The 13,087-nt window shown below is 72.6% G+C and carries 14 protein-coding genes and 1 tRNA gene; 6 read left to right on the top strand and 9 right to left on the bottom strand.

Annotated elements, in window-relative coordinates:
* Window positions 1-110: 110 nt before the first annotated feature.
* Window positions 111-452, bottom strand: coding sequence for a ferredoxin FdxA (gene fdxA / locus H2038_RS06645; RefSeq protein WP_292110681.1), 342 nt, complete (start codon window positions 450-452; stop codon window positions 111-113).
* A 168-nt stretch (window positions 453-620) separates the two neighbouring features.
* Here fdxA and H2038_RS06640 point away from each other — a divergent pair, with 168 nt between their 5' ends.
* On the top strand, window positions 621-1,241 hold the full coding sequence (locus tag H2038_RS06640; protein ID WP_292110678.1) for a YceI family protein: 621 nt from the start codon (window positions 621-623) through the stop codon (window positions 1,239-1,241).
* Between the two features lie 4 nt (window positions 1,242-1,245).
* On the opposite strand, the gene H2038_RS06635 is transcribed toward H2038_RS06640, so the two are convergent.
* Entirely contained in the window at window positions 1,246-1,530 is a 285-nt protein-coding gene (locus tag H2038_RS06635; protein WP_292110674.1) for an RNA-binding S4 domain-containing protein, read from the bottom strand.
* Window positions 1,527-4,013 (bottom strand): helicase-related protein, encoded by a 2,487-nt coding sequence (locus tag H2038_RS06630; RefSeq protein ID WP_292110672.1) that lies wholly within the window; start codon window positions 4,011-4,013, stop codon window positions 1,527-1,529. The genes H2038_RS06635 and H2038_RS06630 overlap by 4 nt, the downstream gene beginning before the upstream one ends.
* Window positions 4,014-4,354: 341 nt before the next feature.
* Between H2038_RS06630 and H2038_RS06625 the strand changes: the two genes are divergently transcribed.
* Window positions 4,355-4,431 (top strand) — tRNA-Arg (locus H2038_RS06625).
* A gap of 132 nt (window positions 4,432-4,563) precedes the next feature.
* On the opposite strand, the gene H2038_RS06620 is transcribed toward H2038_RS06625, so the two are convergent.
* From H2038_RS06620 to H2038_RS06610, 3 genes are all read right to left on the bottom strand, one after another.
* Window positions 4,564-5,778: a S41 family peptidase gene (locus tag H2038_RS06620; protein WP_292110669.1), complete on the bottom strand. Its 1,215-nt coding sequence runs from the start codon at window positions 5,776-5,778 to the stop codon at window positions 4,564-4,566.
* A 275-nt stretch (window positions 5,779-6,053) separates the two neighbouring features.
* Window positions 6,054-6,737, bottom strand: coding sequence for a hypothetical protein (locus tag H2038_RS06615; protein ID WP_292110667.1), 684 nt, complete (start codon window positions 6,735-6,737; stop codon window positions 6,054-6,056).
* Between the two features lie 450 nt (window positions 6,738-7,187).
* A complete protein-coding gene (locus H2038_RS06610; protein WP_292110664.1) occupies window positions 7,188-7,595 on the bottom strand; it encodes a DUF983 domain-containing protein in 408 nt (135 codons plus the stop codon).
* A gap of 108 nt (window positions 7,596-7,703) precedes the next feature.
* Here H2038_RS06610 and H2038_RS06605 point away from each other — a divergent pair, with 108 nt between their 5' ends.
* The 4 genes from H2038_RS06605 (at window position 7,704) to H2038_RS06590 (ending at window position 11,490) form a co-directional block, all read left to right on the top strand.
* A complete protein-coding gene (locus H2038_RS06605; protein WP_292110660.1) occupies window positions 7,704-8,210 on the top strand; it encodes a CinA family protein in 507 nt (168 codons plus the stop codon).
* Entirely contained in the window at window positions 8,210-8,386 is a 177-nt protein-coding gene (locus H2038_RS06600) for a hypothetical protein (protein ID WP_292110658.1), read from the top strand. Before H2038_RS06605 ends, H2038_RS06600 begins: the two co-directional genes overlap by 1 nt.
* Window positions 8,387-8,389: 3 nt before the next feature.
* Window positions 8,390-8,548 (top strand): hypothetical protein, encoded by a 159-nt coding sequence (locus H2038_RS06595; protein ID WP_292110656.1) that lies wholly within the window; start codon window positions 8,390-8,392, stop codon window positions 8,546-8,548.
* Between the two features lie 62 nt (window positions 8,549-8,610).
* Window positions 8,611-11,490 carry a hypothetical protein gene (locus H2038_RS06590; protein ID WP_292110653.1) on the top strand — a complete coding sequence of 960 codons (2,880 nt, stop codon included), beginning with the start codon at window positions 8,611-8,613 and terminating at the stop codon, window positions 11,488-11,490.
* 6 nt (window positions 11,491-11,496) lie between these two features.
* Here H2038_RS06590 and H2038_RS06585 read toward each other — a convergent pair whose 3' ends face one another.
* From H2038_RS06585 to H2038_RS06575, 3 genes are all read right to left on the bottom strand, one after another.
* Complete coding sequence (locus H2038_RS06585) at window positions 11,497-11,775, bottom strand: HU family DNA-binding protein (RefSeq protein WP_092309111.1); 279 nt, start codon at window positions 11,773-11,775, stop codon at window positions 11,497-11,499.
* 121 nt (window positions 11,776-11,896) lie between these two features.
* The gene (gene fliP / locus H2038_RS06580; RefSeq protein ID WP_292110643.1) at window positions 11,897-12,712 is read right to left on the bottom strand and encodes a flagellar type III secretion system pore protein FliP; all 816 of its coding nucleotides are present in this window, start codon (window positions 12,710-12,712) and stop codon (window positions 11,897-11,899) included.
* Window positions 12,709-12,978 carry a flagellar biosynthetic protein FliO gene (locus tag H2038_RS06575; protein ID WP_292110640.1) on the bottom strand — a complete coding sequence of 90 codons (270 nt, stop codon included), beginning with the start codon at window positions 12,976-12,978 and terminating at the stop codon, window positions 12,709-12,711. Before H2038_RS06575 ends, fliP begins: the two co-directional genes overlap by 4 nt.
* Window positions 12,979-13,087 lie beyond the last annotated feature (109 nt).

The raw sequence follows: 13,087 nt of genomic DNA, 5'->3' as shown, positions 1-13,087 counted from the left end.
CCTATCACAAATCTGCGGAATTTCAAAACGTCCACAGCGTCCGCGTACGGAAGGCCGGTAATCCTCTCCGCAACCCTCCGGCCCGGGGCGCGGATCGTCGCTTCAGGCCGTCAGGAGCCCTTGCCCGGCTTGGGCGAGAAGTACTTCTCGAACTTGCCGGTTTCGCGCTCGAACTGCTCCTTGTCCGCCGGGGGCGTGCCCTTGACCGTGATGTTCGGCCAGACCTTGGCGTATTCCGCGTTGATCTGCAGCCACTTGCCGTCGGGCTCGTCCTCGGTGTCGGGCTTGATCGCGTCGACCGGGCATTCCGGTTCGCACACGCCGCAGTCGATGCATTCGTCGGGGGCGATCACGAGAAAGTTCTCGCCCTCATAGAAGCAGTCGACCGGGCACACCTCGACGCAGTCCATGAACTTGCAGCGCACGCAGGCGTCGGTGACGATGTAGGTCATGTTCGGCGGTGAAGTCGGGCGGATGCGGGGAGAGGGCGGGACATGACCCCCGGCCGCCGCACTGTCAACTGACCTCGGCAGCGACGCGACGGCGCAGCCGGGCTTGCGCCTGCGCCGGGACCGGTTATCTGTAGCAGTCTTGATTGCTGATCAACCCCGGAGCCGTCCATGCGCCTCGCCTCCCGAACCCTCCTCGCCGTCGCCGTCGGCGCCGCCGTCCTCTCGGGCGGCGCGGTCGGCGCCCAGAACGCCATCACCCGCACGCCGGCGGAAGTGCAGGCCGGCAACTACAGGCTGGACCCCGCCCACGGGAAGATCACCTGGTCCGTCGACCACCTCGGTTTCTCGACCTACGTCGGCCAGTTCGTGAACGTGCAGGCGGAGCTGACCCTCGACCCCGCCGATCCGGCCAACTCGAAGCTGACCGCGACGATTCCGCTGACCGAGGTGGATTCGAACTCCGACGGCCTCGACGCCCACCTGCAGACCGCCGACTTCTTCGACACCGCCAACCACCCCGTCGCCACCTTCGTCTCCCGGTCCGTGACCGTCGACGCGGACGATCCGACCGAGGCCACCGTAGTCGGCGACCTGACTCTGCGCGGCGTCAGCCGCCCGGTGACCATGGAGGTCGAGTTCAACCAGGCCGGCCAGGCCATGGGGGCCTACAAGGCCGGCTTCGACGGCGAGGCGACGATCCGGCGTTCGGACTTCGGGATCAACTTCGCCCTCCCGGCCCTCGGCGACGAGGTCGAACTGCACATCGAGGGCGAGTTCGTCCGCCAGTAAGGCCTCAAGCCTCCGGCGCCCGCGCCTCGTAGAGGGCGCGGGCCTCGGACGCCGGCCCGCGGCGGTCGCCGAGCGCCAGCACCTCCAGCTCCACCACCCGTCCACCACTCGCGAAGACGAGGCGGTCGCCCACGTGGACGGTCCGGCTCGGCTTGTCGAGGCGGCTCTGCACGCCATGGTGGGTCAGCCGCACGGCGCCGCGCTCGATCATGGCCGCGGCCAGCGAGCGGCTCCGGGCGAAGCGCGCGCGCCACAGCCAGACGTCGATCCGGCAGCCCGGGTCGCTCACTCGCCCGCCGTCGTCCGGCGTCGCGGCCGCCGCCGCCGGGCCGGCGGGGCCTCGGGCCGGGCCAGGGTCGAGAGGACCGCGAACGGCGAATCCTTGACCGGCCGCGGCCGGGCGCCCGGCCGCTCCGCTTGCTGCGCCCGCGGCGTCTTCAGGGCCGCCAGCAGCGCCTTGGCCCCGGCCTCGTCGAGTCCCAGGGCGGCCAGGTCGGTCTCGTCCAGGCGGCCGCCGCCCCGGGCGCGCCGTTCCGCCAGGGCCTCCAGCATCTCCACCGGCGCCGTGAACCGGCCCACCGCCCGCAGGCCCCAGGCCGCCAGCGTCCGGGGGGAGGGCGGCGGATCCGGCAGCGCTCCGAGGCCGTCGGGCCGGAGCCGGGCCGGCGCGTCGGCGACGAAGGCCTGGGCGACGCCGCGGGCGCGCGGCTTCAGCAGGCCCGGCAGCCACACCGAGTGCGCCCCCGTGCGGACGCCGAATTCCTTCAGCGTGCGGCGCTCGGCCTGACTCAGGGCGGCCAGATCGCGCTCGACCTCGCGCCGGTCGATCAGCCCGCCGGCCTCGACCAGCCGGAAGGCCACGCCTCGCGGCAGGCCCTTCAGCGTCCCCGACTCGATCGCCCCCTTCAGTCGGCGCAGCGGCCTCAGCGCCCGTCCCGCCTCGCCCGCCAGCCAGGCATCCAGCCGCCTCGTCGCCCGCTCGCGCGCCGCGGCGGAGCCGAGGTCGCCCAGCAGCCGCACCTTCGGCGCGAACGGCTCGCCGCCGATCACCCGTCCGGCCTGGCTTCCCCGCCACAGCACGGCCCCGTCGGGGGTGACGGCGAAGGCCTCGTCCGGTTCGGCCGCCAGCCGCCCCAGCCGGCGCGCGATCTCCGGCGTCACCGCCTGCCGCGCCGCGTGCCTCAGCGCCCGGTCCGCGAGGGCCGAGCCGCCGCGGTCGAGCCGGAAGTCGATTCCATTCAGCTGGCCGACCGCATGGCCCTCGACCACCACCTCGCCGTCGTCGGCGACCTCGGCCATCGCGTCGCCGCGCACGTTCAGCGCCTGCATCAGGGCGGTGGTCCGGCGGTCGACGAAGCGCGCGGTCAGCCGCTCGTGCAGCACGTCCGAGAGCCGCTCCTCCAGCGCCTTGGTCCGGTCGCGCCAGCCCTGCGCCTGGTCCAGCCAGTCGGGGCGGTTGGCGATGTAGCTCAGCGTCCGCACCCCGGACAGCCGCGCCGACAGCTGGTCGATCTGCCCGTCGTCGCGGTCCAGGGCGGCGAAGCGCGGCGCGATCCAGTCCGCCGTCAGCCGTCCCCGGCGACCGGTCAGGGCCTCGAACACCTCCTTCGCCAGCCGGGCGTGCTCGTCCAGCGTCGTCTTCTGGAAGTCCGGCAGCTGGCAGGCCTCCCACAGCCGCATCAGGGCGCCGCGCGAGCGGCTGATCCGGTTCACCGCCGCGTCCTGGGCCAGCCGGCGCAGCAGGATTTCGTCGAGCGCCGGCTCGGTCAGCCTCAGGCCGAACCTCTGCGGCGTGACCGTCAGCGAGCGCAGCAGGTCGGGCAGGGTGTCGAAGTCGAGGCGGGCGTTGCGCCACTCGGCCGCCTCGACCGGGTCGAAGCGGTGCTCGACCACCTGCTCGACGAGGTCGGGGTCCAGCTCCAGCGCCTCTCCGGTCACCCCGAAGGTGCCGTCGCGCAGGTGGCGGCCGGCGCGGCCGGCGATCTGCCCGATCTCGTGCGCGTGCAGCCACCGCGTCCGGCGGCCGTCGAACTTGCGCAGGCCGGCGAAGGCGACATGGTCGACGTCCATGTTCAGCCCCATGCCGATGGCGTCGGTGGCCACGAGGAAGTCGACCTCCCCCGACTGGAACAGCTCGACCTGGGCGTTGCGGGTGCGCGGGCTGAGCGAGCCCATGACCACCGCCGCCCCGCCGCGCTGGCGGCGGATCAGTTCGGCGATGGCGTAGACCTGCTCGGTGGAGAAGGCGACGATGGCGCTGCGCCGCGGCAGCCGGGTCAGCTTCTTCGATCCGGCGTAGCTGAGCGTCGACAGCCGGTCGCGGGCCACGATCTCCGCGTCCGGCACGAGGGCGCGGACCAGCGGCGCCATGGTCCCGGCCCCGAGGAACATCGTCTCCGCCCGGCCGCGCGCGTGCAGCAGGCGCTGGGTGAAGACGTGGCCCCGCTCCGGGTCGGCCACCAGCTGGATCTCGTCGACGGCGACGAACTCCACCGACCGCTCCAGCGGCATGGCCTCGACGGTGCACACGAAATAGTGCGGCCGCGGCGGGACGATCTTCTCCTCGCCGGTGATCAGGGCGACCGCCGCCGCCCCGCGCTGGCGCACGACCCGGTCATAGATCTCGCGCGCCAGCAGCCGCAGCGGCAGGCCGATCATGCCCGAGGCGTGGCCGAGCATCCGCTCGACCGCGAGGTGGGTCTTGCCGGTGTTGGTGGGCCCCAGGATCGCGGCGACCCGCGACGGGGCCTGTCCTGCGCCTCGGTCACTCATGCCGGTGAAAGGTGGCGTGTCCCGCCCGGTTCCTCAAGCGCCGCCGGACGCGGAGGGCCGCCGTAAACGCCGACAGGCCCCGCGGCGGAACAGGGGCGAAACGAATCAGGACCGAATCGCTGACTCGGCCCGATTCGGGGTTTGTTCCCTACAAGGTATTGTAGCTTAAGGCGGATTAACCACAACCGCTCAACGCCGTCCGCTGGCCGCGCCATCGTCGTCGCGGTCGAGCGCGGGGCGTTGGGCCGGGGAACCCCCGGCGGCCCCCGCCGGTCCCGTCCGCGGAAATTGCCGCAGACGCTTTCCCCGCGCCGCGCAAGCCGCTAGGTCAGCCGCTGCGTGGCCCCGTAGCTCAGCTGCATAGAGCAAGGCTTTCCTAAAGCCGAGGTCGGAGGTTGGAGTCCTCCCGGGGTCGCCAGCGCCTTGTGGAACCTCCCGGGGCTGGCTCAAGAGCTGTCAGATGCAGCCTGATCTGAGAGCTCGGGGTGGCCGCGGCCGAGCCGGCGTCGCACGGGGAGGGTCGTGGCGCCGAGCCGATCGCGCCGACCGCTCACGCTTCGGGAACCTCTGTCGCCCTGGCCTCCAACGCCGCGATCGCCGCTTCGAGCAAGATGTCTCGCCCGGCCCGCACGGCGGCGAGGATCGAGATCGCGTCCACGTCCGGGCGCACTCCAACACCCTCGAGGCGACGGCCGTCGGGGGCCACGAACTCGGACACTGCCAGGCTCAACGTCCCGCCGTCCGGAAGGGAGAACAGCCGCGAAGTCATGACGGACCCGGCGGTGGTCTTCCCCACGAGAATCGCCCGCCGGTGGTGCTGAAGGGCCGCCGCGAACACCTCGGCGGAGCTCGCCGACTCCGGCCCGACCAGCACCGCCAGCGGCTGGCGGTAGGATGCGCCCCATCGGGTCGTTCGCCGCACCGAGCGGCGTCCATGCTTCAGATCTGTCCCGATCAGCGAGCTGGCCGGGAGCAGCTCGCCCAACATCCACCTGGTCGATCGCTCGGTCCCGCCGGCGTTGTGACGCAGGTCGATGATCGCCCCGCGCGGCGCGTTGTGGAGCTGTTCCCTGAACCACTCGACGTTCTCACGGTTGAACTCGTCGAACCGGATAACGCGATAGCCGGCCGGCACGTCAAAGGCCTCGCGAGGCGCATCCGCCTTCATCGGCGAGAACTCAAACCGGTAGGTGCGGGCGGCCCCGTCGGCGCCCGTGGTTTCGAGTTCGGCGCGTCCGCCGCGGTCCGTCGGCGAAATCTTCAGCCGCTCGACGCGCAAGCCAGGCTCCACCCCGGCCAGATCGGCGCCGGAGCCGCGGCGAACGTCAAAGACATAGTCGGCCTCGTCGGGACGCGAGAGCCACCCGATGGAGAGGCCGAGGCCCGCCTGCAGGTTGGCCGCTGATGTCGCAGCAGGGACGGGTGGTCTCGGTCCCTGTGTCGACGCCCCCTCGGACGCGCCGGGCGGACTTGCGAAGTTGTGGGACTCGCCCAGGCTGTCGAGCATTGGCGTCAGAATGCTGAAATACAGATCGAACGAGGTCGTATTGGCGCCAACCTGTGATCTGTATTTACTGATAATGGCTTCAATCTCTTGCGTCCGACTCTCATAGCCATAGTACTTTGAGCGGATCTTGTTCTCGACAGCGGCAAAAGTTGACTCCGGCGTCGGTGGCGTGACCGCGGGGGCGCAGGACGGCCCGGTGAGCTGGAGGCCGGCGGCGACGATCAGCGCCGGGAGCAGGTGGCGCGTGATGGAGATCAACCTGCTGCGGCTGGAGCGGGAAGCGGACCCGGAGGGGCCGTGGGGGCGAGCTGCTCCGGAGCGCGGCGGCCGGGCCGCCCGCGGCTCCTTCAGCGATCCTCCGTCATGCTGCAACAACACGCGCCCCCCCGAGCATGGCCGATAGTGGGAAGCCACGCCGGGCGTGCAGTCAAGGAGCTGCGCAGGGAGCGGGCGCGGCCGGATCGGCGCCCGCCGCACGATCATCAGCGCCTGTCGCGGCGCTCGTGCGTTGAGCCGGCGCCCGACACGCCCGCTCAGACCGTGCGCGGCTCCAGGGCGCAGAAGACGGCGTGCGTGGCGCCGGCGGCCTGGGCGCCGAGGGCCCGTTCCGGCCGCAGGTTGAGCAGCAGGATCTGGGCGCAGGCGGCGCGCGCGGCGGCGATCAGGTCGACCGCCGCCTGCCAGTCCCGGGCGCCCTGGTGGGCGACGCCGGCGAAGTCGATGGCGAGGCAGCTCAGCCGCGCCCCGCGCAGGCCCAGCGCCGTGTCCACGTCCGGGGCGATGTGCAGGATCAGTCCGCGCGACGCCAGGGCGAAGCGGTCCGCCATGTCGTTGACCGCCTCCGGGCGGACGTGTTCCGGCCCGCCCACCACCTCCACCAGCAGGCTGTCGGGGCGGAGGCTGTGCTGCGCCTCGGCGCAGAGCAGGGCGTAGGCGTTGCGGCCCTCCGTCAGGGAGCGCCAGAAGGCCGGCAGCACGCCGGAGTCGCCCGGGCCCAGCCGGAGCAGGTCCAGCCCGTGCTGCAGGGTGAGGGCGTCGATCCGCGTCAGATCCTCCAGTCCGAGGGTCTTGCGCTCGAACGGCGACCGGTCGCCGGTGCGGCGGATCGACCGGCGCAGGCGCCGGCTCACCGGCGTGGAGCTCGACAGCTCGAACACCGGCTGCGACGCTAGGGTGATGCTGAGATCCGCCCCGTGGGTGGCCGTGGAGAAGGTCACGCTTTCGTAGGCCGTTCCGAAAGCCTGTCGCGGCGGGGCGGAGCCGAGGCCGCGCGGCCCCGTCCCGTCGTACCCCGTTCCGGTCCCCTGCTGTTCCGCCATCTTGTCCCCCGCGGGCCAGATCCGGAGCGCAGGATGAACGATGTTCCTTTATCGTGAGATTGACGGAGGCGGTTAAGGGGGTTGGTTACCTCAGTAATCATCTGAGGTCAGCATGCATTCATAACTGTGATGAAGAAGCGAGGCTGCACAGCTTGTGCATCTGTGTCGAATCCGCTGGTAAGCAGTTTGAGTTAATGGCGGCGAATAGTATTGGTCAGTTTTGCTGCTCGTCTGAACAAATCAGAGGGGCGGCCGCCCTGTTCGTCAGAGCGACAGTATAATCTGCGATTTGGGAGGCGAGTCGGCCGATGCGGGGCGGATTGAACCTTCGCTCCGGCCTGACGGGGCTCAGGACTGTCCCGGTCCGTCGCCATGGCGGCCGACGCTCTCGAACTCCGCCTCCGAGGCGGCGCGCACGAATTGTTCGGCCACCAGCCAGCCCTTCAGCGGCCGCAGCACGCCGAGGCAGCCGATCACCAGCAGCGGCATGGTCACCACCATGTGCACCCAGACCGGCGGGTGGACGGTGAATTCGAACCACATGAACAGGCCCATGCCGACCAGTCCCACCAGGCTCATGCCGAAGAAGGCCGGGCCGTCCGCCGGGTCGGCGAAGCCGTACGACAGGCCGCAGGCGGGGCAGCCCTCCCGCAACGACAGATAGCCCTTGAAAAGCGGACCGCGCCCGCAGCGCGGGCACCGCGCGCGCAGACCCGTCGACAGGGGGCTGAGGCGCGGGGAAACGGGGTCTGTCATGGCGGCTCCGGAGGTGGCTGGGGTGGATGTCGTTCGCCGGGCGGCCCGACGCAACCCGCCGCGGTGTCGCGGGAACAGCCACCCGCGCGCCGCCGTTCCCATCCGGACATGACCGAGACGCTCAGCCCGGCCCTTCCCGAAGACATCGAGACCCTCGTCGAGGCGGTGCTCGGCCCCGCCTGCGACCGCGGCGTGACGCTGGCGACGGCGGAGAGCTGCACCGGCGGCCTCGTGGCTTCCGTGCTCACCGACGTCGAGGGCCGTTCGCACGCCTTCGAGCGGGGCTATGTGGTCTACACCGACGAGGCCAAGGCCGCAGAGCTGGGCGTGCCGCCGCGGCTGATCGCGCAGAACGGGGCGGTGTCGGAGCCGGTGGCCCGCGCCATGGCCGAAGGCGCCCTGCGCGCCTCCGGCGCCGGCGTCGCCGTGGCGATCACCGGCTTCGCGGGGCGCGGCGGCCCGGACGACGAACCGGGGCTCGTGCATTTCGCCATGGCCGCCGCGGGCGCGCCGACCGTTCACGAGGAGCACCATTTCGGGGACGTGGGCCGCGGCCAGGTGCGGCTGGAGTGCCTGCGCGTGGCGCTGCGCCTGCTGCGCCGGGGCGTCGCCTGATGCGTCCCGCCGTCCTCCTCGCGGTCGTCGCCGCCGCCGTGCTGGTCTCCGTCGCCGTCTGGTACGCGACCGGCGGCCATTTCGTCTTCTTCTTCCTGCCCCTGCTGTTCGCCCTGCCCCTGTTCCGCAGGCGGCGGCCCCCACCGCCGCCGCTGCGCGGCCCCGATCGGAGATAGACGATGGAAGGCTTTCCCTGGCTGCTGGTGCTCGTCGGCGGCCCGCTGATCCTGGGCGTGCTGTTCGCCTGGGCCAAGATCCGCAACAGCGGCGTCAATCGCCGCAACGACCCGGACACCCCGTCGGACGATCCGTCGAAGGGCATGCCCGGCCACGACTGACGGCGCCGCGGTCATCAACCGTTAACTGCGTTGAAAGGGCTCGCGCGCGAGGGTGCGCGCGTATGTCCGGGGCCCGTTCGACCAAGCGCATCCTGAAGTCGACCGTGGCCGCCGCCGCGGCCGGCGCGGTCGCGTTCGCCCCGCTGGCCCCGCTGGCCCAGGAGGGCGGGGCGGCGCTGGACCCCGTCACCATCCGCGTCGGCGCCAACGGAGCCTTCACCCGCGTCGAATTCGCCGGCGTGGTCGGTTCGCGGGCGCAGGTGCGGCGGGAAGGGCGCGACGTGGTGGTGCGCATCGGCGCCACCGCCGCCCCCGACGTCTCCCGGCTGCGCGTCGATCCCCCGCCGGGCGTCGAGAAGGTCGAGACCCGCGCGGTGCGCGGCGCCACCGAACTGGTGCTGACCCTCGCCGAGGGCGCGGGCGTCCGCAACGGCGTGGCCGACGGCGCGGTCTGGCTCAACCTGTACGCGGAAGCCCCCGCCGCCCCGGCCGCGCCGGCCGGCGCCCCCTCCACCGTGCCGGTGGTCTCGCGGGCCGCGGCGGACCGGGTGACGCTGGAGTTCCGCTGGGATCAGCCGGTCGGCGCCGCCGTCTTCCGCCGCGGCGAGGCGGTGTGGGTGGTGTTCGACACGCCGGCCCGGCTCGACCTCGCGGGCGCGGCCGCCCTCGGTCCCGCCGCTTCGGCCCACTGGACGGCCGGCGCGGACCATGTCGCCCTGCGGATCGCCGCGCCCGCCGCCCTGCCGGTCTCCGCCGAGGCCGAGGGGGCGGTGTGGCGGGTGACGGTCGGCGGGCCGCCGACCGCCGCCGGCGGGATCACGGTCGAGCGCGACGACAGCGGCCAGCCCGCGCTGGTGGCGCGCATGGCCGGCGCCACCCGGGCGGTGTGGCTCACCGACCCGCTCGCCGGCGACCGCTTCGCCGCCGTCACCGCCCGCGCCCCGGGCAAGGGCTTCGGCGACCTTCGCCGCACCGTCGACCTCGCCCTGCTGCCGACCGCCCACGGCCTGGCGGTCGAGACCCCGGTCGCCGACCTCGCCATCCGGGCCGAGGGCGACCTCGTCACCCTGCAGCGGCCCGGCGGCGTCCTGCTTTCGCCGCCCTCGGCGGCGCTGGAGCCGGCGGAGACCGGGCCCGGCGCGCCGGCGAAGGCCCGCCACGCGGGTCTGATCCTCGCCGAGTGGGGCGACGCCGGACACGCCGGCTTCCCCGCCCGCTACCGCGAGCTGCAGGACGCCGCCGGGGCCGAGGCCGTAGCCGCCGGGGACGATCCGCGCGCGCCCATCGAGGCGCGGCTGGCCCTGGCCCGCTTCCTCGCCGGCTCCGGCCTCGGCTACGAGGCCGTCGGCGTCCTCAACGCCATCGTCGCCCAGGCCCCCGGCATGGCCGGCGAGCCCGAACTGCGCGGCCTGCGCGGCGCGGCGCGGGCCTCCATCGGCCGCTTCGAGGAGGCCCAGGCCGACTTCGCCTCGGCGGTGGTCGCCGGCGACCCGGCCGTCGCCGTCTGGCGCGGCTACATCGCCTCGCGCCAGGGCGACTGGGCCGGCGCCCGCCAGGCCTTCGCCGCCGGCGCCGCGGCCGTCGACGAGTTTCCGCCCCTGTGGCGGGCCCGGTTCGGGGCGGCCCATGCGGAGGCGGCGCTGCAGACCGGCGACCTTCCGGCCGCCCGGGCCCTGCTCGCCTACGCCTTCAGCCAGGACGTCCCCGCCGCCGACCAGCTCGCCGCCCGCCTGGTGCAGGCGCAGCTGTTCGAGCGCGAGGGCATCGCCGACCGCGCCCTCGCCGTCTACGCCGCCGTCGGCCGCGCGCCCCTCGACAAGGTCGCGGTCCCGGCCCGCCTCGGCGTGGTGCGGCTGTCGCTCGCCAAGGGGACCATGAAGGCCGACGCCGCGGCCAGGGAGCTGGAGGCCTTGCGCTGGCGCTGGCGCGGCGACGCGGTGGAGCTGGCGGTGATCCGCGAGCTCGGCCGCCTCTACCTGTCCCAGGGTCTGTACCGGGAGGCGCTCACCGCGCTGAAGGGCGCCGGCTCGCGCCTCGCCCGCCTGCCCGCCGCGGCCGAGCTCCAGACCGACCTGTCGGCGGCCTTCCGCATGCTGTTTCTCGAGGGCGGGGCCGACGGCATGCAGCCTGTCCAGGCGCTGGGCCTGTTCTACGACTTCCGCGACCTGACCCCGATCGGCGCCGACGGCGACGAGATGGTCCGCCGCCTCGCCCGCCGGCTGGTGGACGTCGACCTCCTCGACCAGGCCGCCGAACTGCTCAAGCACCAGGTCGACGAGCGGCTGGAGGGCGTGGCCAAGGCGCAGGTCGCCACCGACCTCGCCCGCATCTATCTGATGGACCGCCAGCCCGAGGCGGCCCTGCAGGCGATCTGGACCTCGCGCACCACCCTGCTGCCGACGGCGCTGAACGCCGAGCGGCGGGCGCTCGAGGCCCGCGCCCTCGCCAGCCTCGGCCGCTACGACCACGCGCTCGAGGTGCTGGGCGCCGACGCCTCGCCCGACGCCCGCGACGTGCGCGCGGAGATTTCGTGGAAGCAGGAGAAGTGGGCCGAGGCCGCGGCGCTGTACGAGGCCCGCCTCGGCGACCGCTACAAGGATCCGGCCGCCCTGTCGGCCGACGAGGAGGCCCGGCTGATCCGCGCCGGCGTCGGTTACTCGCTCGCCCGGGACGCGGCGGGCCTCGCCCGCCTCTCCGGCCGTTACCGCGGCTACGTCGAGGGCGCGCGCTCGAAGACCGCCCTCTCCATCGCGTTGGCCGGCCTCGACGGGACGCAGACCTCGGCGGCGGACTTCGCCGCCCTGACCGCCTCCGCCGACACCTTCGCCGGCTGGGTGGCGGAAATGAAGGACGAGCTCAGACGCAAGACGGGCGGAGATCGCCCCGCGACCCCCGCCCGTCCGCAACCAGCGGCGGCGCAGCCTGCCCGGCCGGCCGCCTGATCCGCCTTACTTGTTGACGGCGTCCTTCAGCGGCTTGGAGACGCGGAAGCGCACGGCCTTGGAGGCGGCGATCTTGATGGTCTGGCCGGTGGCCGGGTTGCGGCCCTCGCGGGCGGCGCGCTCGGCGGTGTCGAACACGCCGAGGTTCGAGATGCGCACGTCCTGGCCCGAGGTCAGCGACTTGTGGATGTTCTTCACGACGGCGTCGAGAACGCGGCCGGCGTCGGCTTGGCTGACGCCCGCGTCCTTGGCGACGGCGGCGATGAGTTCGGCTTGAGTGGTCATTGTGGGTCGTTTCCCGATTGAAGCTCGCCCCCCGATTCCGGGGCGATGACCGGGGGATCAACGCCGCTTTTTCGCCCCGTGGCAAGCGGCTTTGCCGCTGAAAGCCTTGCAGACTGGGGATTTACCCTGTTCCCGCCCCCCGCTGGAAGCTCTCCACCAGGCTTCCGGCGACCAGTCTCCAGCCGTCCACGAGGACGAAGAAGATCAGCTTGAAGGGCAGGGAGACGACCACCGGCGGCAGCATCATCATGCCCATCGACATCAGCACGCTGGCCACCACCAGATCGATCACAAGAAACGGAACGAAAAGGAGAAATCCGATCTCGAAGGCGCGCTTCAGTTCACTGATCATGAAGGCGGGCGTGACCACCCGCAGGGGCAGGTCGGCGGCGCTCTGCGGGGCCTCGATCTGCGACAGCCGGGTGAACAGGGCGAGGTCGTCCTGGTCGACCTGGCCGAGCATGAAGGTCTTCACCGGTTCGGAGGCCGCATCGAAGGCCTGCGGCAGCTCCATCTGCTGGTCCATCAGCGGCCGGATGCCCGAATCATAGGCGTCCTGCCAGGTCGGGGCCATGACGATGGCGCTCAGGAACAGGGCCAGGGAGACCAGCACCGCGTTCGGCGGCGACTGCTGCATCCCCAGGGCGGTGCGCAGCAGCGACAGCACCACCACGATGCGCACGAAGCTGGTCGTCATGATCACGATCGATGGCGCCAGCGACAGCACCGTCATCAGCCCGACCAGCTGGACCACCCGCTGGGTCAGGCCCGAGCCGGTGCCGAGGTCGATGTTGATCGCCGACCCCGCCTGCGCCGCCTCCTGGGCCAGGGCTCCCAGCGGCCAGACCAGGCAGAAGGCTGTGGCCAGCAGCGACAGCAAGGCCGCCCGCTTGAGTTCGGCGCGGGTCGGGACGACGAACAGCCGGGGCCCGCTCACTGGCCGTCTCCGCGGGGCTCGAGCAGCTCCCGGCCCTCGCCGAGCAGCAGCAGCCGCTCCTCGGAGTCGACCCGCACCAGCACCAGCCGCCGCGCCGGGTCCAGCACCAGCGTCTCGACCACCTGCATGCGCCGCTCGCCGCGCTCGGCGTTCAGCCGCGCCATCAGCTGCGGGGCGTAGCGCCGCGCCGCCCAGGCCGCCAGGCCGATGATGCCGAGGGTGAAGGCCAGGCCGAACAGCGCCCGGAGCAGGTCGAGGAAATTCATGCGGCGAGGCCCCGCCGGCGCTTGTTCCGGCGCGCGCAGATTTCAACCGACATGGTTAACGCCGCGTTGAAATAACCCGTCGTTAACCATGGAGGCGGCAGTTTCTGCC

The sequence above is a fragment of the Brevundimonas sp. genome, assembly GCF_013912005.1.
Lineage (GTDB): Bacteria > Pseudomonadota > Alphaproteobacteria > Caulobacterales > Caulobacteraceae > Brevundimonas.
This window is presented reverse-complemented; position numbering and strand designations above follow the sequence as displayed.

Coding starts and splice junctions, on each gene's coding strand:
- fdxA (WP_292110681.1), bottom strand. CDS start 452: ATGACCTACATCGTCACCGACGCCTGCGTGCGCTGCAAGTTCATGGAC.
- H2038_RS06640 (WP_292110678.1), top strand. CDS start 621: ATGCGCCTCGCCTCCCGAACCCTCCTCGCCGTCGCCGTCGGCGCCGCC.
- H2038_RS06630 (WP_292110672.1), bottom strand. CDS start 4,013: ATGAGTGACCGAGGCGCAGGACAGGCCCCGTCGCGGGTCGCCGCGATC.
- H2038_RS06610 (WP_292110664.1), bottom strand. CDS start 7,595: ATGACAGACCCCGTTTCCCCGCGCCTCAGCCCCCTGTCGACGGGTCTG.
- H2038_RS06605 (WP_292110660.1), top strand. CDS start 7,704: ATGACCGAGACGCTCAGCCCGGCCCTTCCCGAAGACATCGAGACCCTC.
- H2038_RS06600 (WP_292110658.1), top strand. CDS start 8,210: ATGCGTCCCGCCGTCCTCCTCGCGGTCGTCGCCGCCGCCGTGCTGGTC.
- H2038_RS06595 (WP_292110656.1), top strand. CDS start 8,390: ATGGAAGGCTTTCCCTGGCTGCTGGTGCTCGTCGGCGGCCCGCTGATC.
- H2038_RS06590 (WP_292110653.1), top strand. CDS start 8,611: ATGTCCGGGGCCCGTTCGACCAAGCGCATCCTGAAGTCGACCGTGGCC.
- H2038_RS06585 (WP_092309111.1), bottom strand. CDS start 11,775: ATGACCACTCAAGCCGAACTCATCGCCGCCGTCGCCAAGGACGCGGGC.
- H2038_RS06575 (WP_292110640.1), bottom strand. CDS start 12,978: ATGAATTTCCTCGACCTGCTCCGGGCGCTGTTCGGCCTGGCCTTCACC.